22 protein-coding genes are annotated in these 22,313 nt (G+C 71.6%); 16 read left to right on the top strand and 6 right to left on the bottom strand.

All coding sequences use genetic code 11. The annotated features are described in order from the left end of the window. The first annotated feature begins 38 nt into the window (after positions 1–38). From ACWD11_RS21410 to ACWD11_RS21400, 3 genes are read left to right on the top strand one after another with little or no spacing between them, the layout of a single operon-like run. Positions 39–815, top strand: coding sequence for a lysophospholipid acyltransferase family protein (locus ACWD11_RS21410; RefSeq protein ID WP_389414768.1), 777 nt, complete (start codon positions 39–41; stop codon positions 813–815). After that, a complete protein-coding gene (locus ACWD11_RS21405) occupies positions 812–1,822 on the top strand; it encodes an NAD(P)H-dependent glycerol-3-phosphate dehydrogenase (RefSeq protein ID WP_389414767.1) in 1,011 nt (336 codons plus the stop codon). Before ACWD11_RS21410 ends, ACWD11_RS21405 begins: the two co-directional genes overlap by 4 nt. 59 nt (positions 1,823–1,881) lie before the next feature. Then, a complete protein-coding gene (locus ACWD11_RS21400) occupies positions 1,882–3,039 on the top strand; it encodes a D-alanine--D-alanine ligase family protein (protein ID WP_451284775.1) in 1,158 nt (385 codons plus the stop codon). 1 nt (position 3,040) lies between these two features. Here ACWD11_RS21400 and ACWD11_RS21395 read toward each other — a convergent pair whose 3' ends face one another. Continuing rightward, positions 3,041–3,541 carry a DUF3515 domain-containing protein gene (locus ACWD11_RS21395; RefSeq protein WP_451284773.1) on the bottom strand — a complete coding sequence of 167 codons (501 nt, stop codon included), beginning with the start codon at positions 3,539–3,541 and terminating at the stop codon, positions 3,041–3,043. 20 nt (positions 3,542–3,561) lie between these two features. Beyond that, on the bottom strand, positions 3,562–3,795 hold the full coding sequence (locus tag ACWD11_RS21390; protein ID WP_328678679.1) for an Lrp/AsnC family transcriptional regulator: 234 nt from the start codon (positions 3,793–3,795) through the stop codon (positions 3,562–3,564). A gap of 206 nt (positions 3,796–4,001) precedes the next feature. Here ACWD11_RS21390 and ACWD11_RS21385 point away from each other — a divergent pair, with 206 nt between their 5' ends. After that, positions 4,002–4,967: a thiamine-phosphate kinase gene (locus ACWD11_RS21385; protein ID WP_389414764.1), complete on the top strand. Its 966-nt coding sequence runs from the start codon at positions 4,002–4,004 to the stop codon at positions 4,965–4,967. Beyond that, on the top strand, positions 4,964–5,755 hold the full coding sequence (gene thiD / locus ACWD11_RS21380) for a bifunctional hydroxymethylpyrimidine kinase/phosphomethylpyrimidine kinase (RefSeq protein WP_389414763.1): 792 nt from the start codon (positions 4,964–4,966) through the stop codon (positions 5,753–5,755). Before ACWD11_RS21385 ends, thiD begins: the two co-directional genes overlap by 4 nt. Positions 5,756–5,834: 79 nt before the next feature. On the opposite strand, the gene rpmB is transcribed toward thiD, so the two are convergent. Continuing rightward, the gene (gene rpmB / locus ACWD11_RS21375) at positions 5,835–6,020 is read right to left on the bottom strand and encodes a 50S ribosomal protein L28 (protein WP_004924906.1); all 186 of its coding nucleotides are present in this window, start codon (positions 6,018–6,020) and stop codon (positions 5,835–5,837) included. 257 nt (positions 6,021–6,277) lie between these two features. Between rpmB and ACWD11_RS21370 the strand changes: the two genes are divergently transcribed. Next, the gene (locus ACWD11_RS21370; RefSeq protein WP_451284771.1) at positions 6,278–7,933 is read left to right on the top strand and encodes a DAK2 domain-containing protein; all 1,656 of its coding nucleotides are present in this window, start codon (positions 6,278–6,280) and stop codon (positions 7,931–7,933) included. Positions 7,934–8,028: 95 nt separating this feature from the next. Here ACWD11_RS21370 and ACWD11_RS21365 read toward each other — a convergent pair whose 3' ends face one another. Together ACWD11_RS21365 and ACWD11_RS21360 are read right to left on the bottom strand one after the other, a co-directional pair. Further along, on the bottom strand, positions 8,029–10,974 hold the full coding sequence (locus ACWD11_RS21365; protein ID WP_451284769.1) for a tetratricopeptide repeat protein: 2,946 nt from the start codon (positions 10,972–10,974) through the stop codon (positions 8,029–8,031). Further along, positions 10,974–12,803, bottom strand: a complete 1,830-nt coding sequence (locus ACWD11_RS21360; protein WP_451284767.1) for an HSP90 family protein — start codon at positions 12,801–12,803, stop codon at positions 10,974–10,976. Before ACWD11_RS21360 ends, ACWD11_RS21365 begins: the two co-directional genes overlap by 1 nt. A gap of 187 nt (positions 12,804–12,990) precedes the next feature. Between ACWD11_RS21360 and recG the strand changes: the two genes are divergently transcribed. From recG to mutM, 8 genes are all read left to right on the top strand, one after another. Beyond that, on the top strand, positions 12,991–15,198 hold the full coding sequence (gene recG / locus ACWD11_RS21355; RefSeq protein WP_451284765.1) for an ATP-dependent DNA helicase RecG: 2,208 nt from the start codon (positions 12,991–12,993) through the stop codon (positions 15,196–15,198). A gap of 110 nt (positions 15,199–15,308) precedes the next feature. Beyond that, positions 15,309–15,896, top strand: coding sequence for a 16S rRNA (guanine(966)-N(2))-methyltransferase RsmD (rsmD, locus tag ACWD11_RS21350; RefSeq protein WP_389414758.1), 588 nt, complete (start codon positions 15,309–15,311; stop codon positions 15,894–15,896). A 26-nt stretch (positions 15,897–15,922) separates the two neighbouring features. After that, on the top strand, positions 15,923–16,402 hold the full coding sequence (coaD, locus tag ACWD11_RS21345; protein WP_389415608.1) for a pantetheine-phosphate adenylyltransferase: 480 nt from the start codon (positions 15,923–15,925) through the stop codon (positions 16,400–16,402). A gap of 58 nt (positions 16,403–16,460) precedes the next feature. Further along, positions 16,461–17,501, top strand: a complete 1,041-nt coding sequence (locus tag ACWD11_RS21340) for a cell division initiation protein (protein ID WP_451284763.1) — start codon at positions 16,461–16,463, stop codon at positions 17,499–17,501. Between the two features lie 129 nt (positions 17,502–17,630). Continuing rightward, positions 17,631–18,278, top strand: a complete 648-nt coding sequence (locus ACWD11_RS21335; RefSeq protein ID WP_389414756.1) for a YceD family protein — start codon at positions 17,631–17,633, stop codon at positions 18,276–18,278. Between the two features lie 2 nt (positions 18,279–18,280). After that, a complete protein-coding gene (gene rpmF / locus ACWD11_RS21330) occupies positions 18,281–18,454 on the top strand; it encodes a 50S ribosomal protein L32 (RefSeq protein ID WP_028802425.1) in 174 nt (57 codons plus the stop codon). A 7-nt stretch (positions 18,455–18,461) separates the two neighbouring features. Then, a complete protein-coding gene (gene rnc, locus ACWD11_RS21325) occupies positions 18,462–19,268 on the top strand; it encodes a ribonuclease III (protein ID WP_389414755.1) in 807 nt (268 codons plus the stop codon). Between the two features lie 80 nt (positions 19,269–19,348). Beyond that, the gene (mutM, locus tag ACWD11_RS21320) at positions 19,349–20,209 is read left to right on the top strand and encodes a bifunctional DNA-formamidopyrimidine glycosylase/DNA-(apurinic or apyrimidinic site) lyase (RefSeq protein ID WP_389414754.1); all 861 of its coding nucleotides are present in this window, start codon (positions 19,349–19,351) and stop codon (positions 20,207–20,209) included. Here the strand turns inward: mutM and ACWD11_RS21315 are convergent. Next, complete coding sequence (locus ACWD11_RS21315; RefSeq protein ID WP_451284761.1) at positions 20,182–20,583, bottom strand: winged helix-turn-helix transcriptional regulator; 402 nt, start codon at positions 20,581–20,583, stop codon at positions 20,182–20,184. The two genes, mutM and ACWD11_RS21315, sit on opposite strands and share 28 nt — an antisense overlap. A gap of 107 nt (positions 20,584–20,690) precedes the next feature. On the opposite strand from ACWD11_RS21315, the gene ACWD11_RS21310 reads away from it, so the two are divergent. Together ACWD11_RS21310 and ACWD11_RS21305 are read left to right on the top strand one after the other, a co-directional pair. Further along, complete coding sequence (locus ACWD11_RS21310; RefSeq protein WP_389414752.1) at positions 20,691–21,275, top strand: flavodoxin family protein; 585 nt, start codon at positions 20,691–20,693, stop codon at positions 21,273–21,275. Between the two features lie 450 nt (positions 21,276–21,725). Next, the gene (locus ACWD11_RS21305) at positions 21,726–22,076 is read left to right on the top strand and encodes a hypothetical protein (protein WP_451284759.1); all 351 of its coding nucleotides are present in this window, start codon (positions 21,726–21,728) and stop codon (positions 22,074–22,076) included. The last annotated feature ends 237 nt before the right edge of the window (positions 22,077–22,313 follow it).

Here is a 22,313-nt window from a genome sequence, read left to right as displayed (position 1 = left end):
CTTGTGCGGCCCCCCAGGCCCTGGAGGAAGGTGTCCGCGTGCCCCGCCGCAGAATCGGCTTCTGGTACCGCTTCGCAGCGGTCCTGTGCAAACCGCCACTGGTGGTTCTGCTCAAGCGGGACTGGCGCGGAATGGAGCACATTCCGGCCGCGGGTGGATTTATCACCGCGGTGAACCACAATTCGCACATCGATCCTCTCGCCTACGCGCACTTTCAGTACAACACCGGTCGTGTTCCGCGATTCCTGGCGAAGAGCGGGCTTTTCAAGAAGGGATTCGTCGGGGCCGCGATGCGCGGCACCGGGCAGATCCCCGTCTACCGCGAGAGCACCGACGCGCTGAGCGCTTTCCGGGCCGCGATCGACGCGGTGGAGCGCGGCGAATGCGTCGCCTTCTATCCCGAGGGCACCCTCACCCGGGACCCGGCCGGCTGGCCCATGACCGGCAAGACCGGCGCCGCGCGGGTCGCCCTGCAGACCCGGTGCCCGGTGATCCCGGTCGCGCAGTGGGGCGCCAACGAAGTGCTGCCGCCGTACGCCAGGAAGCCCAGCCTGCTGCCGCGCAAGACGCACCGCGTGCTGGCGGGCCCGCCCGTGGACCTGACGCGGTTCTACGGCAAGGAGATGACCCCCGAGCTGCTGAAGGAGGCGACCGAGGTCATCATGGCCGCCATCACCGTCCAGCTCGAGGAGATCCGCGGGGAGAAGGCGCCGATGACGCCGTACGACCCGCGGCATGAGCGGATCGAGCAGCGCCGCAGGACCATGGCGCAGACGCAGCGCAAGGTCGAGCAGGAAGAGGGGCAGGGTACGTGAGCAAGCCCGTCAAGGCGGCCGTCTTCGGCACCGGATCATGGGGCACCGCCTTCGGCACGGTGCTCGCCGACGCGGGGTGCGAGGTCACCCTGTGGGGGCGCCGCCCGGAACTCGCCGAAGCGGTCAACTCCACGCGGACGAACCCCGACTACCTCCCCGGCGTGGAGCTCCCGGAGAACCTGCGGGCCACCACCGACGCCGCCGAGGCGGCACGCGGCGCCGACTTCACCGTCCTCGCGGTCCCCTCGCAGACGCTGCGCGGCAACCTCGCCGAGTGGACCCCGCTGCTCGCCCCGGACACGGTCCTCGTCTCGCTGATGAAGGGCGTCGAACTCGGCTCCGCGATGCGGATGAGCGAGGTCATCGAGGACGTCGCCAAGGTCGGCCCGAACCGGATCGCCGTGGTGACCGGACCCAACCTGGCCCGGGAGATCGCCGCCCGGATGCCGGCCGCCGCCGTGGTCGCCTGCACCGACGAGGCCGTCGCCCAGCGCCTCCAGGCCGCCTGCCACACGCCGTACTTCAGGCCGTACACCGAGACGGACGTGGTCGGCTGCGAGCTGGGCGGGGCCGTGAAGAACGTGATCGGGCTCGCCGTCGGCATCGCGGACGGCATGGGGCTCGGCGACAACGCCAAGGGCTCGCTGATCACCCGCGGCCTCGCGGAGACCGCGCGGCTCGGTGTCGCACTGGGTGCCGACCCGATGACGTTCGCCGGACTCGCGGGCCTCGGCGACCTGGTGGCCACCTGCTCCTCGCCGCTGTCGCGCAACCACACCTTCGGCACCAACCTCGGCAAGGGCATGACGCTGCAGGAGACCATCGCGGTCACCAAGCAGACCGCCGAGGGCGTCAAGTCCTGTGAGTCGGTGCTGGATCTGGCCCGTCGGCACGGCGTCGACATGCCGATCTGCGAGACCGTCGTCGGCATCGTGCACGAGGGCAAGGCTCCGGTGGTCGCGCTCAAGGAGCTGATGTCGCGCAGCGCGAAGCCCGAACGACGCTGAGCGACGCGGGGTCCGCGGCGCTGTATCAGGCCCCTACCACCGGGTACCCTCAACGCGATATGAGCACCGAGAACCTCCCCCAGAGCCCTCAGCAGCCGCCTCGCAAGCCGCGCGTGGCCGTCGTGTTCGGCGGCCGCAGCTCCGAGCACGGGATCTCCGTGGTCACGGCCGGCGCCGTACTGAAGGCCATCGACCGGACCCGGTACGACGTCCTGCCGATCGGCATCACCCAGGACGGCCGCTGGGCGCTCACCGCCGACGAACCGGAGCGCATGGCGATCACCGACCGCCGCACCCCGAGCGTCGCGGAGCTCGCCGAGTCGACCGAGGGCGGCGTGGTGCTCCCCGTCGACCCCGCGAACCGCGAAGTCGTCTACAGCGAGCCGGGATCGGTGCCCAAGGCGCTCGGTGAGGTCGACGTCGTCTTCCCCGTCCTGCACGGCCCCTACGGCGAGGACGGCACCCTCCAGGGCCTGCTGGAGCTCTCCGGTGTCCCCTACGTGGGCTCGGGTGTGCTCGCCTCGGCCGTCGGCCAGGACAAGGAGTACATGAAGCGGGTGTTCACCTCCTTCGGGCTCAAGGTCGGCCCGTACGTGGTGATCCGGCCCCGGGAGTGGGAGCGGGACGAGCCGGCCGCCCGCAAGAAGATCGTCGACTTCGCCGGCGAGCACGGCTGGCCGCTCTTCGTGAAGCCCGCGCGCGCGGGTTCGTCGATCGGCATCACCAAGGTCGAGGACCTGGCGGGCCTCGACGAGGCGATCGCGGAGGCCCAGCGGCACGACCCGAAGATCCTGGTCGAGGCGGCGCTGCGGGGCCGTGAGATCGAGTGCGGGGTGCTGGAGTTCGAGGACGGCCCGCGCGCCTCGGTGCCCGCGGAGATCCCGCCGCCGGACGCCCACGCGTACTACGACTTCGAGGCCAAGTACATCGACTCGACCCCCGGGATCGTGCCGGCGCCGCTGACGCCCGAGGAGACGGCTCAGGTGCGGCGGCTGGCCGTGGACGCCTACGACGCGGCCTCCTGCGAGGGACTCGTACGGGCGGACTTCTTCCTCACGGAGGACGACGAGTTCGTGATCAACGAGATCAACACGATGCCCGGCTTCACCCCGATCTCGATGTACCCGCAGATGTGGCAGGCGACCGGGGTCGGTTACCCGGAGCTGGTGGACCGGCTGATCCAGGCGGCGCTGCGCCGCTCAACGGGTCTGCGCTGAGCTAGTCGGCGATCCCTGCGGGGATCGCCTTTTTCACGGCCGGCGCCAGGTCGATCAGCACGGCCGAGCTGTCCACCCCCTCCGGCACGGTCACTTCGACGTACGCCTCGTGATTGGCGCAGGTGAAGCGGTACGCCCCGCCGTCCCGCCGCTCCATCAGCCAGTCGACGCCGTTCACACCGCCGGCCACCGCGTCGGAGTCGCGCCCCTCCGCGACCTTCGGGTCGATCATCTTCGGCGGCCGGGGCACACCGCAGCGCAGTATGATCTCCGGGTTTCCCCAGCCCGCCGTCAGCGCGGAGGCGGGCCCGGGGTCACGGCGGCTCTCACCGGCCACCTTCGACGGCAGTACCTTGTCCAGGTTCTGGCACAGCTCGGTGGTTCGCGCCCCCGGCGAGGGAACCGCCGCCGACCCGCTGTCGTCTGCTGAGGAGCAGCCCGCGACGGTGATCGACACAACGAGCGCGGGCAGACCGATGAGCCGGTGACGCAAAGAGTTCACCGGCCAAGGGTAGACGGGGGCTACAGATGGACGACCGGGCAGGTCAGGGTGCGGGTGATGCCGTCCACTTGCTGGACCTTGGCGACCACCATGCGGCCGAGGTCGTCCACGGTGTCGGCCTGCGCTCGCACGATCACGTCATACGGTCCTGTCACGTCCTCGGCCTGGATGACTCCAGGGATCTTGCTGATCGACTCGGCGACGGTCGACGCCTTGCCGACCTCCGTCTGGATCAGGATGTACGCCTGTACCACGGAACCTCCAGGGCGGCCACGAGGATCATGTGGGGAAAAGGAACGCCACGGTATCGCGTCGTCGCTCGTCGCGGGGAGACCCGCGGTGCCCGGGGGTCCCGCGCCGGGGTGCAGGCACGACAGTGGTTGACGGTCACCTCGACCGTATCGAGGACAGTAGAGACACGCGACCGGGAACGCATAGGGACAGAAGGGGCGTAAGGGCAATGAAGGGCACTGTTGGTGAGCTCGGGGAGTTCGGGCTCATCAGGGAGCTCACCTCCCGTCTCACCACCACCCCGGCGGTCCGGGTCGGCCCCGGCGATGACGCCGCGGTGGTCGCCGCGCCCGACCGCAGGGTCGTGGCGAGCACCGACATCCTGCTCGAGGGGCGGCACTTCCGCCGCGACTGGTCCACCGCCTACGACGTGGGCCGCAAGGCGGCCGCGCAGAACCTCGCCGACATCGCGGCCATGGGTGCCGTACCGACCGCCCTGCTGCTCGGCCTGGTGGTCCCGGCCGAACTCCCGGTGACCTGGGCGACCGAGCTGATGGACGGCCTGCGCGACGAGTGCCAGGTGGCCGGCGCCTCCGTGGTCGGCGGCGATGTCGTACGCGGCGACACGATCATGGTGTCGATCACCGCGCTCGGCGACCTGCGCAACCAGGAGCCCGTCACCCGGGGCGGCGCGCAGCCCGGGGACCTCGTCGCGGTGACCGGCTGGCTGGGCTGGTCCGCGGCCGGGTACGCGGTGCTGTCCCGGGGGTTCCGCTCGCCGCGGGCCTTCGTGGAGGCGCACCGGCGTCCGGAGCCGCCGTATCACGCGGGCCCCGCGGCGGCCGGGCTCGGGGCGACGGCCATGTGCGACGTCAGTGACGGGCTGATCGCCGACCTCGGGCACATCGCCGAGGCCAGCAAGGTGCGGATCGACATCCGCTCCGGCGCGATCGACATCCCCTCCCAGATGAACGACATCGGGCAGGCCGTCGGGGTCGATCCCATGCAGTGGGTGCTGAGCGGGGGAGAGGACCACGCGATCGTGGCGACCTTCCCGCCGGATGTGAAGCTGCCCGCCCGCTGGAAGGTCATCGGCGAGGTCCTCAACCCCTCGGCGCTGCCCCAGGTGACGGTCGACGGGGCGCCGTGGACCAGCAAGGGCGGCTGGGACCACTTCGGGGACATCGAGTCGTGAGCGCGCCGCCGAGGGTGCTGACGGTCGCGGGCTCCGACTCCGGGGGCGGGGCGGGGATCCAGGCCGACCTGAAGACGATGCTGGCGCTCGGCGTGCACGGCATGAGCGTGATCACGGCGGTCACCGCGCAGAACTCGCTGGGAGTGCAGGGCGCTTGGCCGCTGCCCGTGGAGGCGGTGCGGGCCCAGTACCGCAGTGTCGTCGACGACATCGGCGTGCAGGCCGTGAAGACCGGCATGCTGGCCTCCGCCGAACTCGTCGAGGCGGTGGCCGCCTTGCTGGGCGGCACGGACGCGCCGGTGGTGGTCGACCCGGTGGGGGTGTCCAAGCACGGGGACTCGCTGCTCGCCGCCTCGGCGCTGGACTCCGTACGCAGCACGCTGCTGCCGGTGGCCACCGTCGCGACCCCGAACCTGGACGAAGTGGCCCAACTCACAGGAATCACGGTCGAGTCCGAGGGCGATCTGCGACGGGCCGCGGCGGCCGTGCTGGCGTACGGGCCGCGCTGGGTCGTGATCAAGGGCGGCCATCTCGCGGGGGACGCCGTCGATCTGCTCACCGACGGCTCCGAGGAGCACTGGCTGCGCGCGCCGCGGCACGACAACCGGCACACCCATGGCACGGGCTGCACGCTGGCCTCCGCGATCGCGTCCCAGCTGGCGAAGGGGCAGCCGGTGCCGGAGGCGGTGACGGCGGCCAAGGAGTACGTCACGGGGGCCATCGCGGCCGGGTTCGCGCTGGGTGGGGGGATCGGGCCCGTGGATCACGGGTGGCGGTCCCGCGCGTAGGGCATGCAAAAAGCCGGTCCACGCGAGGTGGACCGGCTCAGAGCAGCGAACCAGCAGTGGCCGCGCGCTTAGCTGTGCGTCAGCGCGAGACCTTGCCGGCCTTGATGCACGAGGTGCAAGCGTTCACGCGCTTCGGCGTCCCGCCCACCACGGTACGGACGCGCTGGATGTTCGGGTTCCAGCGACGGGGCGTACGGCGGTGCGAGTGCGAGATGTTGTTGCCGAAGCCCGGCCCCTTGCCGCAGACGTCGCAGTTGGCAGCCACGGGTCACTCCAAAGACTTCAGATGCACGTACGGTTGAACCCGGCAGGCCGGGATCAGAATCGCAGGATCAGAGATCTGAGTGGCGTTGCCAGGGGGAATGGCCCGATCTGCATCGGGCAACCGGAGCAGCATACAACGACTGCGCCAGTACAACGAAACTACCATGGCTGCTCAGGGCTCCGCGCCCGGCCCTCTTCCGGCGGACCCGGTCCCTGGGTCTACGCTGCGTCCACGTCCAGCAGCTCAGGGAGGCGCAGGTGGCGCAGGTGCCGCAGACATTCTTCGATGCTCTCGCGGTACGCACCTGGTGCGGCCTCGCGCTGGAGGCGCTCGGGCGCGCGCGCGAGGAGATCGACGCGATCAATGTCTACCCCGTGGCCGACGGGGACACCGGCACGAACCTGTACCTCACGGTGGAGTCGGCGGCGGCGGCCGTGGACGCGGTGTTCATCGGGCACGAGGCGGGCTCCGCGGGCTCCGCGCCGTCCCTGGCGGAGGCCGTGCGCGCGATGGCCCACGGCGCGCTCATCGGGGCGCGCGGTAACTCCGGGACGATCCTGGCGCAGCTGCTGCGCGGCATGGCCCAGGTGCTCGCCGCCGACGGTGACACGGCGCACACCGGGGCGGGCGGGCTCCGGCTCGCCCTGCGGCACGCCGCCGACTCCGCCCGGCAGGCCGTGGCCCACCCGGTCGAGGGCACGATCCTCACCGTCGCCTCGGCCGCCGCCGACGCCGCCACGGAGGCCGACGGCGACTGCGGGACCGTCGCCCGGGCCGCCTACGAAGGGGCGCGCGCCGCCCTCGCCGCGACCCCGCGCCAGCTCGCCGTGCTGGAACGCGCGGGGGTGGTGGACGCCGGGGGACGCGGTCTCGTCACCGTCCTCGCGGCTCTGGTGCAGACGCTCACCGGGGAGAAGCCGGCCGCGACCGTGACCTACGCGCGCGGGCCCGTCGACAGTCCCGGTGAGTGCGCGGCCCTTCCGGAGGGCGGGCCCGCCTTCGAGGTGATCTACCTGCTGGAGGCCGAGGACGCGGCCGTCACCCGGCTCCGGGAGCGGCTCGACACCCTCGGGGACTCGCTGGTCGTGGTCGGCGGCGACGGGCTGTGGAACGTCCATGTGCACGTCGACGACGCCGGTGCCGCCGTGGAGGCGGGCGTCGAGGCGGGCCGCCCGCACCGGATCCGGATCACCCACTTCGGCGTCGGTGACGTGCACACCACCGGAGGCGAGCGGCCGCCCCGCGAGCGGGCGCAGCGTGCGGTCGTGGCCGTCGTACCGGGGCCGGGCCTGGCCGGGCTGTACACCGAGGCCGGTGCGACCACCGTGCTCGCGCGCCCCGGGGAGGCGCCCGCGAGCGGGGAACTGGTGGAGGCCGTACGACGGGCCCACGCGCGCGAGGTCGTGCTGCTGCCCAACGACGCGGAGCTGCGGCACACCGCGGCGGCCGCCGCCGAGCAGGCCCGCGCCGAGGGCATCCGGGTGGCGCTGATCCCCACCCGGTCCGCGGTCCAGGGGATCGCCGCGCTCGCCGTGCACGAGCCCGACCGGCGCTTCGACGAGGACGTGGTGTCGATGACCTCGGCGGCCGGCGCCACCCGCTACGCCGAGGTCGCCGTCGCCGAGCGCCAGTCCTGGACCATGGCCGGCATCTGCCAGGCCGGCGATGTGCTCGGCCTCATCGACGGCGACGTCGCCGTCATCGGCGCGGAGGTCACCGCCACCGCCGAGACCGTCCTGGACCGCATGCTCTCGGCCGGCGGCGAGCTGGTCACCCTCGTCCTCGGCGACGAGGCGCCCGACGGGATCGCCGGACACCTCGAAGCGCGGGTACGGGAGTCCTACCTCGCCGTCGACACGGTGGTCTACCGGGGCGGACGACAAGGGGCGCTGCTGCTGATCGGCGTGGAATAGGCGCTGTTGCTGATCGGCGGGGAACAGGGCACAGCTGCTGATCGGCGGGGAAGAGGGCGCAGCGCCCTCAGCCCGCACGGCCCGCTCAGCCCGCCTCAGTCCTCCTCGGTCACCTGGAGCAGCTGCTCCGCCTCGGCCCGCCGCTCCCCGGCCGCCCCGTCCTGCGCGGGCACGCCCTCGTAGGCCGCCAGCACCGTACGCGCGCGTGCCGCCGCCTGAGCGGGCCGGCCCAGGTCCGCCTCCAGCCAGCCCGCGGCGAGTTCGGCACCGGTCCGGGCGTGCCGGCCGGCCTCCCCGAGCGTGGCGAACACCGTGATCGCCTCCGTCATCCGGGACAGCGCCCCCTCCAGGGCGGCCCGGATCGAGTCGTCCTCGTCGTCCTCGGCCGCGGACCGGGCGAGCAGGTCGCCGAACTGGCGGTGGGTGTGGCCCAGCTCGGCGGTGAGCCGGGCGTACGCCTCCTCGTCGGGCGCCGCGTCCAGCGCTTGCGCGCACTCCTGGACCGCGGCCGCCATCAGCTCCCGGGCCGCGTCGACCCCGGCCGCGCCGTCCTCGGCCCGCAGCGCGAGCCACGCGCGGGCGCGCAGGGAGCGGACGAGCCCGTGGACGTTGCCCAGCTCCCGCCACAGATCGCCCGCGCGCGTGTAGGCGCGGTCCGCCTCCTCGTGCAGCTCCGCCTGACCGAGCGACTCGGCGGCGAGGTGGGCGAGCGTGGCGTGGTCGTGCTGCTCGGGCCAGTGCCGGGCGATGTCGGCGGCCTGCAGACGCCGCTCGGCCGCCTCCCGGTGCTCGCCCAGCTCGCTCAGACAGTCGCCGAGCCACCACTGCGTCTGCACGAGAGCACCGTCGCCGTGCGTCTCCGGGGACAGATCGGGCAGCGCCGACTCCAGCACCTCGGCGGCCTCCGCCCAGCGCCCCTGGCGCAGCAGGAACCCGCCGAGCTGATGCCGCGCCCAGGCGCCGAGCGTGCGGCCCTCGCCCGCCTCGTCGGCCCAGTGCGCCGCCTCCAGGGCGTGCTCGGCGGCCTCCTCCGACAGACCCCGGCCGCCCAGGACCTCGGCGAGCTGGAGATGCAGCTGTGCCCGGCCCGGCGCCTCCAGGTGCGGTCCGCCGTGCTCCAGGGCCGCCCGCAGCGCCCGCTCGGCCTGAGCCGTGTCGCCGAGGTGGTGCGCGAGTCCGGCGAGCCGGGCCTCGTACTCCACCGCGAACCAGGGAAGCCCCGCCTCGACGAAGGCCGCCGCGGCCCGCGCGAACAGCCCCGCGGCCGCCTCCACGTCCCCGGCCAGCGCCGCCAGTTCGGCGAGCATGGCCTGCGCCTCGGCGGCCCGCGAGGCGAGCCGTACGTCGTCCGCGGTGCGCCCGTCCACCAGCGCGAGGAGTTCGCGCGCGGCGCCCTCGGCGGTGTTCGCGATCACGGGGTCCACCGGCTCGTCGGCCTCGTGCACCTGCCGCATCAGCACCCGCGCGCGTCCCATCAGCACCGACGCCGTCTGCCGCAGCCCCGTGCCGTCCTCGGCGTACAGCGCGAGGACCCGGTCGTAGGGCTCGGCCACCGCCGCCAGCGCCTCGTGCAGATGACCGGTGAGCGCGCGGACGTACGCCGCACGCGTGCGTGCTGCCAGCGACTCGCCCGGGTCGTCCGCCTCGGCGTACAGCTCGGCGGCCCGCTCGAACAGCTCGACCCCGTCGGGGCCGAGCTCCATCGCCCGGTGGTCGACGATCTCCGCGAGGTCGCGCACGTCCAGCTCGGCGCCCTCGGCGGCTCGCGCCACCGCCGCCCACGCCTCCACGGCGTGCGGCTGCAAGGTGTCCGACAGCCGCCGGGCCTCGGCCAGCAGGGTCGGCAGGTCCGCCTCCACGGGCTCATCCTGCGCCGGAACCTCCCGCACCGGAACAGCGGCGGACGCCACGGTGGACCGCGCCGAGCGCACCCCGAGCGGCAGCCGCTCCGCCAGCGGCTCCTGCGCCATGCGGGCTCGGGCCAGCTCGCTGACCCGAGCGGTGCCGTTGCGCCGGTCGAACCGTCCGGCCAGTTCCAGCGCCTCCGCACGCGCGTGTGCGGCGAGTTCGTGTGCCGTCCAGGTCCGGCCCGCGGGCCCCGGCACCCGCTGCCCGCCGAGCCCCAGCCCGGTCAGCCGCTCCATGAGCAGCGTCACCACGGTCAGGAACTCGAGCCTGGTGCGCGGCTGCCCGGTGTCGGTGAAGTAGGCGGGCCGCTCGGCGAGCAGTTCCAGGCCGCGTGCCTCGTTGCCGGTCAGCGCGCAGAACTCGACGTGGTCCGCGTAGGCGCCGCGCATGCTCTCCATCGGCCGTACCAGACGGAAGCCGCGCAGGTGGTGGGCGCGGGCCTCGTCCACCCGGCCCAGCCGCAGCAGGGACGCGAGCGAGGAGGCCAGCACGGTGTGCGGCTCGTGGGCGCAGGTGTACTCGCCCTCCAGGACCGGGGCCCACAGCTCCAGCGCCCGCTCGTCCCGGCCCCGCTCCGCCTGCCACCAGCCCTGCCCGTGCAGCTCACAGGCGTGGCAGTCGGCCATGCTGTCCCGGTCGGCGGCCAGCCAGGCGGCGTACGCCCGCTCGGCCCGCTCCAGGTCCCCGATGTGCGCGGCCACGCTGAACTCGGCGCTGCGCACGGCCCGTTCGGAGTGGCCGGCGAGCCGGTAGCGGTGCTCCATCTCGCCGAGCCACTTCTCTATGGAGGCGAGCGGGACGTGCGGCTGGTCGAGCATCCCGGCCGTCATCCACTTGAAGACCCAGTGCAGGGAATGGGCCTCGTACTCGTCGAAGTCCTCGGGCCGTTCGTCCCACATGCGCAGCAGCCGCGCGAACGGGACGAACATCTTGTCCTTCTCGGAGCTGTAGTTGTAGACCTTCAGCTGGTGCCCGAGCGCCTCGATCACGGCGAGCGGCACGTTCAGCTTCTCGGCCTCGGCGAGCAGCTGCTCCGCGCGCGCGTTGCGGGCCGGGCCCTCCGGCTCCTCGGAGTTCTCCGCCATCGCCCGGCGCAGTGCGTCGAAGTCCGCGCCCCCGTCGGTTCCGGTCATCAGCGACCCTCCTCGCCGTTCGTGGCCCACTCCAGCAGGCCCATGAAGGCCCGGTTCAGCAGCGCCGAGTCCGCGGGCCTGAGCGGCCGCTGCGCCATCAGCAGGGCCTGTCCGTACAGCGACTCGGTGGCGGTGCCGATCAGTTCCGCGTCGCTGAGGGAACTGATCCGCCGGACCAGCGGGTTGAGGTGGTTGAGCACCAGCCGCGCGCGGGGCGCGCTGCCGCGCAGCGAGCCGAGGATGCCCGCCCACAGGTCGTCGGCCTGCTCCTCGGCGTCGGCCCGCGCCTGCTCGTGCCGGGACGCGCGGTCGTCCAGGTGGAGTGCGGGCACGGACAGCGGATGGAAGGCCCGCAGGACCACATCGCAGCCCAGCGGGTCGAGCCTGGCCCGCGCGGCCGCCAGGAAGCCGGACAGCGCCAGCTCCTCGGCCGGGTCGACGGCGTCCAGATGGGCGGTCACGGTGTCCGCGTCCAGCTCGGCGACCACCGTTCCCGGCCGCACCGAGGGCAACGCCTCGACGAGTTCACTGTCGTACGTGTAACCGCCGTTGATCACTCCGACGCCCTGCGCCGAGGCGATCGGCGCGACCTGCCGGTACTCCTCGACGGTCCGGGTGAAGTGCACCACCGGGTGCCGCTGCGCGAACTCCTCCAGGGACAGCCGCCCGTCGGTGGTCTCGAAGGGCAGCCACGGCAGCATCGTGCGCAGCATCTCCTTGTCGTGCCGCGCCAGGGACTTCACCCCGAGATGGTGCACCGACAGGAAGGCCGCCAGCCGTTCCGGATCGCCCGCGGCGAGCCCGGTCAGCCACGACCGGATCCGTTCCCCGAGCGCCTCCCGCACGGCCGCCAGCGTCTCGTCCTCGTACAGCGACTCGCGCGAGGCCGTGGGCCGCAGGCTGTCGGTGTCCAGGACGCAGCGCACGAAGAACGCCCAGTCGGGCAGCAGCTGTTCGGCCCGCTCGGTCAGCAGCATGCCCTTGAGGTGGACGCGATGACCGGCGCGCTGGGCCGGGCTGACCGCCGCCGGCAGCACGTAGGCCACCCCGCGGACGCCCGCCAGCGGAACGTTCAGCTCGATCGAGTCCAGCGGAGTGAACCCGAACAGCTCATGACAGTGCCGGGCCAGCGCCACCCGCCGGTTGGCGGGGGAGGGGTAGGCGCGGTCCCAGGGCGCCGGGAGGTCGGTGACCTCCTCCTCGCCCACCCGTACGTCGTACGGCAGCAGCGAGCCGAACTCCCGGGCCAGCGCGAGCACCCGCTCCTGCGTCAGCCACTCCCCGGCTCCGGCCCGCGCCACCAGATGCACGGTGGTGCCCGGTTCGGGCCGCTCGGCGTCGGGGAGCGTCCGCACGGTGTACGAGCCGTCGTCCGCCGCCGTCCACTCCACCGGTGGCGCATCGGGCGTACGGGCGCTGCGGCTGACCACCCGGATCCGCTCGGCGACCACGAAACAGGCCAGCAGCCCGATGCCGAACTGGCCCAGGAAGTCCGAGCGGGCGGCCTGCAGTCCGTCCGCCCGCTTGGAGCTGCGGCCGATCGTGGCCAGCAGGCTGTGCACATCGGACTCGGTCAGCCCGACACCGGAATCCTCCACCCGCAGCCCGCCGCCGGCGTCGACGGACAGCCGCACCCGCGCCGGGGCGTCGGGCTGCTCGGCGCGCCGGGCGGTGATGGCGTCCACGGCGTTCTGCAGCAGTTCGCGCAGATAGACCTTAGGACTGGAGTACAGGTGATGGGAGAGCAGGTCGACCAGACCACGCAGGTCGACCTGGAAGGTATGAGGGGACTGGGATGCCTGGGACGGCTGTGAGGTCTGGGAGTCCATCGTCGCTGCGCCGGTGGGGGGAAGGCGTCGGCGCGGGGTCGGGCGGTCCGTGTGAGGCGGTGACCGCGAAGGATGGCCGGAGGCGCGCCATCCTATGGCCCGGGCCACCCGTCTGACCAGGGGTTTCCTCAGACGGATCCGGGCCCTCCGGCAGGCGTCTGCGGCGATGTCAGTGCCGTGGTGTGCAATGGATCTCGTGCCCGCACTGCAAGAACCACTCCAGCAGCCACTGAAGTCGGTGCTCGGCCCCGCCACCGCGAAGGTGATGGCCGAGCACCTCGGCCTGCACACCGTCGGCGACCTCCTGCACCACTACCCGCGCAGATACGAGGAGCGCGGCCAGCTCACCCACCTCGCCGACCTCCCCATGGACGAGCACGTCACGGTGGTCGCCCAGGTCGCCGACGCCCGGCTGCACACCTTCGCCTCCGCCAAGGCCCCGCGCGGCAAGGGCCAGCGCCTGGAGGTGACCATCACCGACGGCAGCGGCCGGCTCCAGCTGGTCTTCTTCGGCCACGGCGTGCACAAGCCCCACAAGGAGCTCCTGCCGGGCACCCGCGCGATGTTCTCGGGCAAGGTCTCCGTCTTCAACCGCCGCCTCCAGCTCGCCCACCCGGCCTACGAACTGCTGCGCGGCGACGGCGAGGAGACGGTCGAGACCTGGGCCGGCGCCCTGATCCCGATCTACCCCGCCACCGCCAAACTGGAGTCCTGGAAGATCGGCAAGGCGCTCCAGACGGTGCTGCCGAGCGCCCAGGACGCCGTCGACCCCCTCCCGGAGAGCCTCCGCGCGGGCCGCGGCCTGGTCCCGCTCCCCGAGGCGCTGCTGAAGATCCACCGCCCGCACACCAAGGCGGACGTCGAGGACGCCCGCTCCCGCCTCAAGTGGGACGAGGCGTTCGTCCTCCAGGTCGCCCTGGCCCGCCGCCGGCACACCGACGCCCAACTCCCGGCGGTGTCCCGCACCCCCGGGCCGGACGGTCTCCTCGCGGCCTTCGACGACCGCCTGCCCTTCACCCTCACCGAGGGCCAGCAGCGCGTCTCCAAGGAGATCTTCGACGACCTGGCCACCGAGCACCCGATGCACCGCCTGCTCCAGGGCGAGGTCGGATCCGGCAAGACCATGGTGGCCCTGCGCGCGATGCTCGCCGTCGTCGACGCCGGCGGGCAGGCCGCCATGCTCGCCCCCACCGAGGTGCTCGCCCAGCAGCACCACCGCTCGATCGTCGAGATGATGGGCGACCTCGCCCAGGGCGGCATGCTGGGCGGCTCGGAGCACGCCACCAAGGTCGTCCTGCTCACCGGGTCCATGGGAGCCGCGGGCCGCCGCCAGGCGCTGCTCGACCTCGTCACCGGCGAGGCCGGCATCGTCATCGGCACCCATGCGCTGATCGAGGACAAGGTGCAGTTCCATGACCTCGGCCTGGTCGTGGTCGATGAACAGCACCGCTTCGGCGTCGAGCAGCGGGACGCGCTGCGCGGCAAGGGCAAGCAGCCGCCGCACCTCCTCGTCATGACCGCCACGCCCATCCCGCGCACGGTCGCGATGACCGTCTTCGGCGACCTGGAGACCTCGGTCCTCGACCAGCTCCCGGCCGGCCGCTCCCCGATCGCCAGCCATGTCGTCCCGGCCGCCGACAAGCCCCACTTCCTCACGCGCGCGTGGGAGCGCGTGCGCGAGGAGGTGGAGAACGGCCATCAGGCGTACGTCGTCTGCCCCCGCATCGGCGACGAGGAAGCGGACCCGAAGAAGAAGTCCGCCGAGGAGGCCGCGGAGAAGCGTCCGCCGCTCGCCGTCCTCGACGTGGCCGACCAGCTCGCCCAGGGTCCCCTCGGAGGGCTCAAGGTGGAGGTCCTGCACGGCCGGATGCACCCCGACGACAAGGACGCGGTCATGCGCCGCTTCGCCGCGGGCGAGACCGACGTCCTGGTCGCCACCACCGTCATCGAGGTCGGCGTCAACGTCCCCAACGCCACCGCCATGGTGATCATGGACGCCGACCGCTTCGGCGTCTCCCAGCTCCACCAGCTGCGCGGCCGGGTCGGCCGTGGCTCGGCGCCGGGCCTGTGCCTCCTGGTCACCGACATGCCCGAGGCGAGCCCCGCCCGCCAGCGCCTGAACGCCGTCGCCGCCACCCTCGACGGCTTCGAGCTCTCCCGCATCGACCTCGAACAGCGCAGGGAGGGCGACGTCCTGGGCCAGGCCCAGTCCGGCGCCCGCACCAGCCTGCGAATGCTGACGGTCATCGAGGACGAGGAGATCATCGCGGAGGCGAGACAGGAGGCGACCGCGGTGGTGGAGGCGGACCCGGAACTCCAGACCCTCCCCGGCCTGCGCACGGCCCTGCAAGCTCTTCTGGACGAGGAAAGAGAGCAGTACCTGGAAAAGGGGTGAACCGTAGGCGCCCCGACAGGGGCGCGGGGCTGTACCCATATGCGGCTACCGCCGCGCGGGCGCGACCAGCCACACTGAGACCGACAGCCGCCCACGACGAAGGACCGAAGATGACCCGCGTGATCGCCGGCGCAGCCGGCGGCCGACGCCTCGCCGTGCCGCCAGGCAATGGCACCCGCCCCACCTCCGACCGCGCACGCGAGGGCCTTTTCTCCACCTGGCAGTCCCTCCTGGGCGGCCCCCTGGCGGGCGAACGAGTCCTCGACCTGTACGCGGGCTCGGGCGCCGTAGGCCTGGAGGCCCTCTCCCGGGGCGCGGGCCACACCCTCCTCGTCGAGGCGGACGCCCGAGCCGCCCGCGTCATCCGCGAGAACGTCAAGAACCTGGGTCTCCCCGGCGCCGAGGTGCGGGCCGGAAAGGCCGAACAGATCATCAGGACCCCGGCGCCGGCCGAGCCGTACGACATCGTCTTCCTGGATCCCCCGTACGCCGTCACGGACGACGATCTTCGGGAGATTCTGCTCACACTCCGCTCGGAAGGCTGGCTCGCGGACGACGCGCTCGTCACCGTGGAGCGCAGCACCAGAGGCGGCGAATTCCACTGGCCGGACGGCTTCGAAGCGCTCCGGGCCCGTCGCTACGGCGAGGGAACGTTTTGGTACGGTCGCGCCGCCTCTACGTGCGAAGACGCACGATGACCGGACCGGAGAGCGAGGGATCACTAGTGCGCCGCGCCGTCTGTCCCGGGTCGTTCGACCCGATCACCAACGGACATCTCGACATCATTTCCCGCGCCTCCAGGCTGTATGACGAGGTCTACGTCGCGGTCATGATCAACAAGGCCAAGAAGGGCCTGTTCGAGGTCGACGAACGGCTCGACCTCATCCGCCAGGTCACGGCCGAGTACGGCAACGTGCGGGTCGAGGCCTTCCACGGCCTCCTCGTCGACTTCTGCAAGCAGCGCGACATCCCGGCCATCGTCAAGGGTCTGCGCGCGGTCAGCGACTTCGACTACGAGCTGCAGATGGCCCAGATGAACAACGGGCTCTCGGGCGTCGAGACCCTGTTCGTGCCGACCAACCCCACCTACAGCTTCCTGTCCTCCTCGCTGGTCAAGGAGGTCGCGACCTGGGGCGGCGACGTCTCGCACCTGGTCCCGCCCATCGTGCTGGAAGCCCTGAACGACCGGCTGCTGAAGGACTGATGGGGCTACAGTCGTCCCGTCCGTCTCCAACACAGCTGTAGAGAGTGGCGAGCACACGGTGGACGTGCAGAAGAAGCTCGACGAGATCGTCGCGGCGGTCTCCAGTGCCCGGTCGATGCCGATGTCGGCCTCGTGCGTGGTCAACCGCGCCGAGCTGCTCTCCCTGCTCGAAGAGGTGCGCCAGGCCCTGCCGGGCTCCCTCGCGCAGGCCCAGGAGGTCATCGGGGACCGCGAGCAGATGGTCGAGCAGGCCCGCCAGGAGGCGGAGCGGATCGTCCGCTCCGCGCACGCCGAACGGGGCTCCCTGATCTCCGACACGGAGATCGCCCGCCGCTCCCAGGCAGAGGCCGACCGCATCCTCGCCGAGGCCCGCAAGGAGGCCGAGGACATCCGCGCCGAGGCCGACGACTACGTCGACTCCAAACTCGCCAACTTCGAGGTCGTCCTCACCAAGACCCTCGGCTCCGTCGGCCGCGGCCGCGAGAAGCTCCTTGGCACCGGACCCGGCGTCGACGAGCAGGGCTACGAGGACGAGGACGCCCCCGAGCGCAGCCACGACCCCGAGACCCTGCGCCGCACGGCCGACGAGTACGTCGACGTCAAGCTCGGCGCCTTCGAGGCCGTCCTCGCCAAGACCCTGCAGGCCGTCGGCCGCGGCCGGCAGAAGCTGCACGGCCGGATCGCCAGCGACGACCTCGGCGCCCTCGCCGACGACACCAGCACCGTCCAGCACTCCAGCGACGCCGACTACCTCGCCGACCTCGCTGCCCTGGCCGAGCAGGACGCCTCCGCCGCACAGCAGCAGCCGCAGCAGCCGGACTACGCCCGGCAGCAACCGGCGTACGACACCTATGGCGGCTACCAGCAGCCCGCGTACGCCCAGCAGGACCCGTACGGCTATCAGCAGGCCGACCCCTACGCCTACCAGGGCTACGACGCCCAGCAGCAGGGTTACGACCCGCAGCAGGTCCCCCAGCAGGCCCAGCAGCCCCAGCAGGCGCAGCAGGGTTACGCCCTGGACGAGACCAGTCTCTTCGACACCGGCATGATCAGCGCGGAGCAGCTGCGCGCCTACGAGCAGGGCCGCGGCCAGGGCTGAGCCCACCGGATTGGGCCGTTGGCGAAAGGTCCAGTATCCTGGCTCTTCGGTCGCGCGTACGTCCGCGATCAGCGCTGCCCGGGGACACCGAGGGCAGTGTGACCTGAGCTCAGAAGATCGAAAGCAGGAATGGCTCTGAACGCCCGCCTCGACCACCGCGACCCTCTCGTGTTCGACACACACGAGCTGGGGCGGCGTCCTGGCGCGCTCCAGCGCCTGACCCGCACGATCGACGCCCCCAAGGACCTCGGTCTGAAGGACGTCATCGGAGTGCCGGAAGGCGCCCCGGTGAAGCTCGAACTCCGCCTGGAGTCGGTCATGGAAGGGGTGCTTGTCACAGGCACCGCCCATGCGTCGGCCGAGGGGGAGTGCGTAAGGTGTCTGGAGCCGCTTCAGCTCGACCTCGAAGCGGACTTCCAGGAGATGTTCTCGTACCCTGACGCCGACGACCGGGGCCGCGCACACCACGCGGAACCCGTCGACGACGCCGAGGAAGACGAGGACAGGCTCTTTCTCGAGGACGGCCTGTTCGACCTCGAACCCGTGCTGCGTGATGCGGTGGTGCTCGCACTGCCGATGCAGCCGGTGTGCCAGGAAGACTGCCCGGGACTGTGCGCCGAGTGCGGCGCACGCCTCGCGGACGACCCGGACCACCACCATGACGCCGTCGACATCCGTTGGGCGGCACTGCAGGGACTCGCCGGTTCACTCGAAGACGGCGAGAAGGACGAGATGAGCGGCGCCGAACCGGGCGTCGACGAGAAGCAGGAGAAGTAGCCGTGGCTGTTCCGAAGCGGAAGATGTCGCGCAGCAACACGCGCCACCGCCGGTCGCAGTGGAAGGCTGCGGTCCCCACCCTGGTTGCGTGCGAGCGCTGCCACGAGCCCAAGCAGCAGCACATCGCGTGCCCGGCTTGTGGCACCTACAACAAGCGCCAGGTCCTCGAGGTCTGAGCGGCTGGTGAGAGGCACTGTGTCCACGCCGAAGAAAACCTCTGCGGAGACCACGGCCTCGTCCCACACGCTGTTGGAAGGGCGGCTCGGGTACCAACTCGAGTCCGCCCTTCTGGTGCGTGCGCTCACCCATCGTTCCTACGCGTACGAGAACGGCGGTCTGCCGACGAACGAGCGTCTGGAGTTCCTCGGGGACTCCGTGCTCGGCCTCGTCGTCACCGACACGCTGTACCGCACCCACCCCGACCTGCCCGAAGGCCAGCTGGCCAAGTTGCGGGCCGCGGTGGTCAACTCGCGTGCGCTGGCGGAGGTGGGCCGTGGGCTCGACCTGGGTTCCTTCATCCGGCTCGGCCGCGGTGAAGAGGGCACGGGCGGCCGGGACAAGGCGTCCATCCTCGCCGACACCCTGGAAGCGGTGATCGGCGCGGTCTATCTCGACCAGGGCCTGGACTCGGCGGCGGAGCTCGTGCACCGCCTGTTCGACCCCCTGATCGAGAAGTCCTCGAATCTCGGTGCCGGCCTGGACTGGAAGACCAGTCTCCAGGAGCTCACCGCGACCGAAGGGCTCGGCGTGCCCGAGTACCTGGTCACGGAGACCGGCCCCGACCATGAGAAGACCTTCACTGCTGCCGCCCGCGTCGGAGGCGTCTCGTACGGCACCGGCACCGGCCGCAGCAAGAAGGAGGCGGAGCAGCAGGCCGCCGAGTCCGCCTGGCGGTCCATCCGGGCCGCGGCGGACGAGCGCGCCAAGAACGCCGCCGCTGCCGCGCAGGCCGCGGCAGCGGAAGCCGACGAGGCGTCCGCCTCCGCCTGAGAAGAACAGCGCGACCCGAGCGCCCGCACCCGTCCCGGGGCGGGCGCTCGGCTCGTACACCGGCTCGTACGGGGGATGCCATGCCCGAGTTGCCCGAGGTAGAGGTCGTCCGGCGCGGTCTGGAGCGGTGGGTCGCCCACCGGACCGTCGCCGACGCCGAGGTGCTGCACCCACGTGCGGTACGCCGGCACATCGCGGGCGCCGACGACTTCGCGCACCGGCTGAAGGGCCACCGCATCGGCGTGCCGAGCCGCCGCGGCAAGTACCTGTGGCTGCCCCTGGAGGACACCACCCAGTCGGTCCTGGCCCACCTCGGCATGAGCGGCCAGCTCCTGGTCCAGCCGCACCAGGCACCGGCCGAGAAGCATCTGCGCATCCGGGTGCGGTTCGCCGACGACCTCGGCACCGAACTGCGCTTCGTCGACCAGCGCACCTTCGGCGGACTGTCGTTGCACGAGAACACCCCCGACGGACTGCCCGACGTCATCGCGCACATCGCCCGCGACCCGCTCGATCCGCTCTTCGACGACGAGGCGTTCCACCAGTCGCTGCGTCGCAAGCGCACCACCATCAAACGGGCCCTGCTCGACCAGTCGTTGATCAGCGGAGTCGGCAACATCTACGCGGACGAGGCCCTTTGGCGCTCCCGCCTGCACTACGACCGCCCCACGGCCACCTTCACCCGGCCGCGCAGCCTCCAACTCCTCGGCCACGTACGGGACGTGATGAACGCGGCCCTCGCGGTGGGCGGCACCAGCTTCGACTCCCTGTACGTCAACGTGAACGGCGAGTCGGGCTACTTCGACCGGTCCCTGGACGCGTACGGCCGCGAGGGCCTGCCGTGCCGCCGATGCGGTACGCCGATGCGCCGCCGCCCGTGGATGAACCGGTCGAGCTACTTCTGCCCCACGTGTCAGCGGGCGCCGCGCGTCTCGTCGTAGCGCTCGCGTGCGTCGAGCACGTGGTCCATCTGCCCTTCCAGGAAGTGGATCAGGGTGAGCAGCCGCTCGGCGACACCGCGTCCCAGCGGCGTCAGTTCGTAGTCCACGCGGGGCGGGTTCGTCGGCTGCGCCTCGCGGTGCACCAGGCCGTCGCGCTCCAGCGCGTGCAGGGTCTGGGACAGCATCTTCTCGCTCACACCGTCCACGCGGCGCCGCAGCTCGTTGAAGCGCAGCGACTCCTCGTGCAGCGCCCCGAGGGTGAGCGCGCCCCAGCGGCCGGTGACGTGCTCCAGCGTCCCGCGCGAGGGGCAGGCCTTCGCGAACACGTTGTACGGCAGCTCCTGCTCCGCCGTGCGCTGCTGCGTGGTGTCCATGACTGAAGCCTACTCCAGCGCAGCGCTAACCGAAGGGTTGCACTAACCAAAAGTTAGTGCTTTCATTTCGGCATCGTCAGCGACCTGCTCTCCCAGGAGTTCCCCTCGTGACCACTCCCGTTGTCTCCATCGCCTACCACTCCGGCTACGGCCACACCGCCGTCCTCGCCGAGGCCGTCCGCTCCGGCGCCGCCGACGCCGGTGCCGAGGTGCACCTGATCAACGTCGCCGAGATCACCGACGAGCAGTGGACGGTCCTCGACGGCTCGGACGCCATCGTCTTCGGCTCCCCGACCTACATGGGCACCGCCTCCGGCCCGTTCCACGTCTTCGCCGAGGCCACCTCCAAGCGCTGGTTCGGCCAGGACTGGAAGGACAAGCTGGCCGCCGGCTTCACCAACTCCGGCTCCAAGAGCGGCGACAAGCTGCACACGCTGCAGTTCTTCCAGATCCTCGCCGCCCAGCACGGCATGCACTGGATCAACCTCGGGCTGCACCCGGGCTGGAACAGCAGCGAGGGCTCCGAGCACGACCTCAACCGGCTCGGTGTGTTCGCGGGCGCGGCCGCGCAGACCAACGTCGACGAGGGTCCCGACGGTGTCCACAAGGCCGATGCGGCGACCGCCGAGCACCTCGGGCGCCGGGTCGCCGAGGCCGCGCGGGCCTTCGCGCGCGGCCGGGCCGCCGCGTAAGGGGCACACGCGTGAGGGCTCCCACCCGGTCACCGGATGGGAGCCCTCACGCCTGCGTGCTGTCAGTACCCGAAGAAGTGAAGGGTCGGGTCTCGGATCTGCGGCCATGTAATCGATCAACGCTGCGACCTGCGACTTAGCTGTCGGTGGTTGTCAGCGTTGGTCGTCGTTGAGCACCCTTCGACGGCCCGGGGACGGCCCCGACTCGTGGCTGTCTACTGATGAGGCCTGCGGATGTGGCGGTATCTCCACCCGTCGGGGACGGTGTGGGGCATGCTCGTCTGCGTGGATCCGATAACGGGCAGTGCAACGGCTGCCGCGCGAGGGTTTAGTGGTGTGGCGGCTGCGGCGATCAACCGATACCGACCGGTCGGAGTCGTTCGTTGTGGCAGCCCCGAGGACAGGGCCCAGGCCTACCGGCAATTTCTGGGGGCTCTCGCAGACCTACACATGACGCAAAACATCTGGCAGAGCATAGGGAACGTCGCTGGGATCGGTGATTCGAGACTCTATGCGGACCTGACCGGACGATTCGTGTCAGCCAACTCCGATGTTCTTGCTGCGCTCCGCATCATTCAGCTCTGCGCGCCGGCGTACGTCATTGCTGCGGCGGAGGACGCCGTCGAGGCTCAGATGCATAAGCAGGGAGCCAAGTTTCGAGAGGCGCAAGCCCGCTTCATGGAGGCGGCACGCCATGACCTGAACTACAACCCGAGCCGCTGGAACTTCCTTGCGCGTCGCAAGGAGAAGAAGTACTTGCAGAGCAAGTCGCCCCAGCTTGAGGAGCAGCGGTCAGGCTGAGGTCGGTGGAGCGGCTTTGGGCTGGAGCTGCTTTGGGGCGAGTGATCATGGCCCCGTAAGCTTCCGGCGAGTCGGGCAGTCTGTGGACCTGCCCGTTAAGCACGACGTTGGGGCCATGATCTTCGAGGCTCGCCCCAAAGTGGCTGCCTAAAGCCGTGGAGCCGACCGCCCCAGCCACGACGTGTTCTGACCTCATGCCCGTGTGCCTGCCTCTTGGGCGGGAGCGGGCGGCCGGCG

This window comes from Streptomyces sp. NPDC002776 (assembly GCF_053592195.1).
The sequence above is the reverse complement of the archived record's forward strand: the minus strand, read 5'-3'. Positions and strand labels throughout refer to the sequence as shown.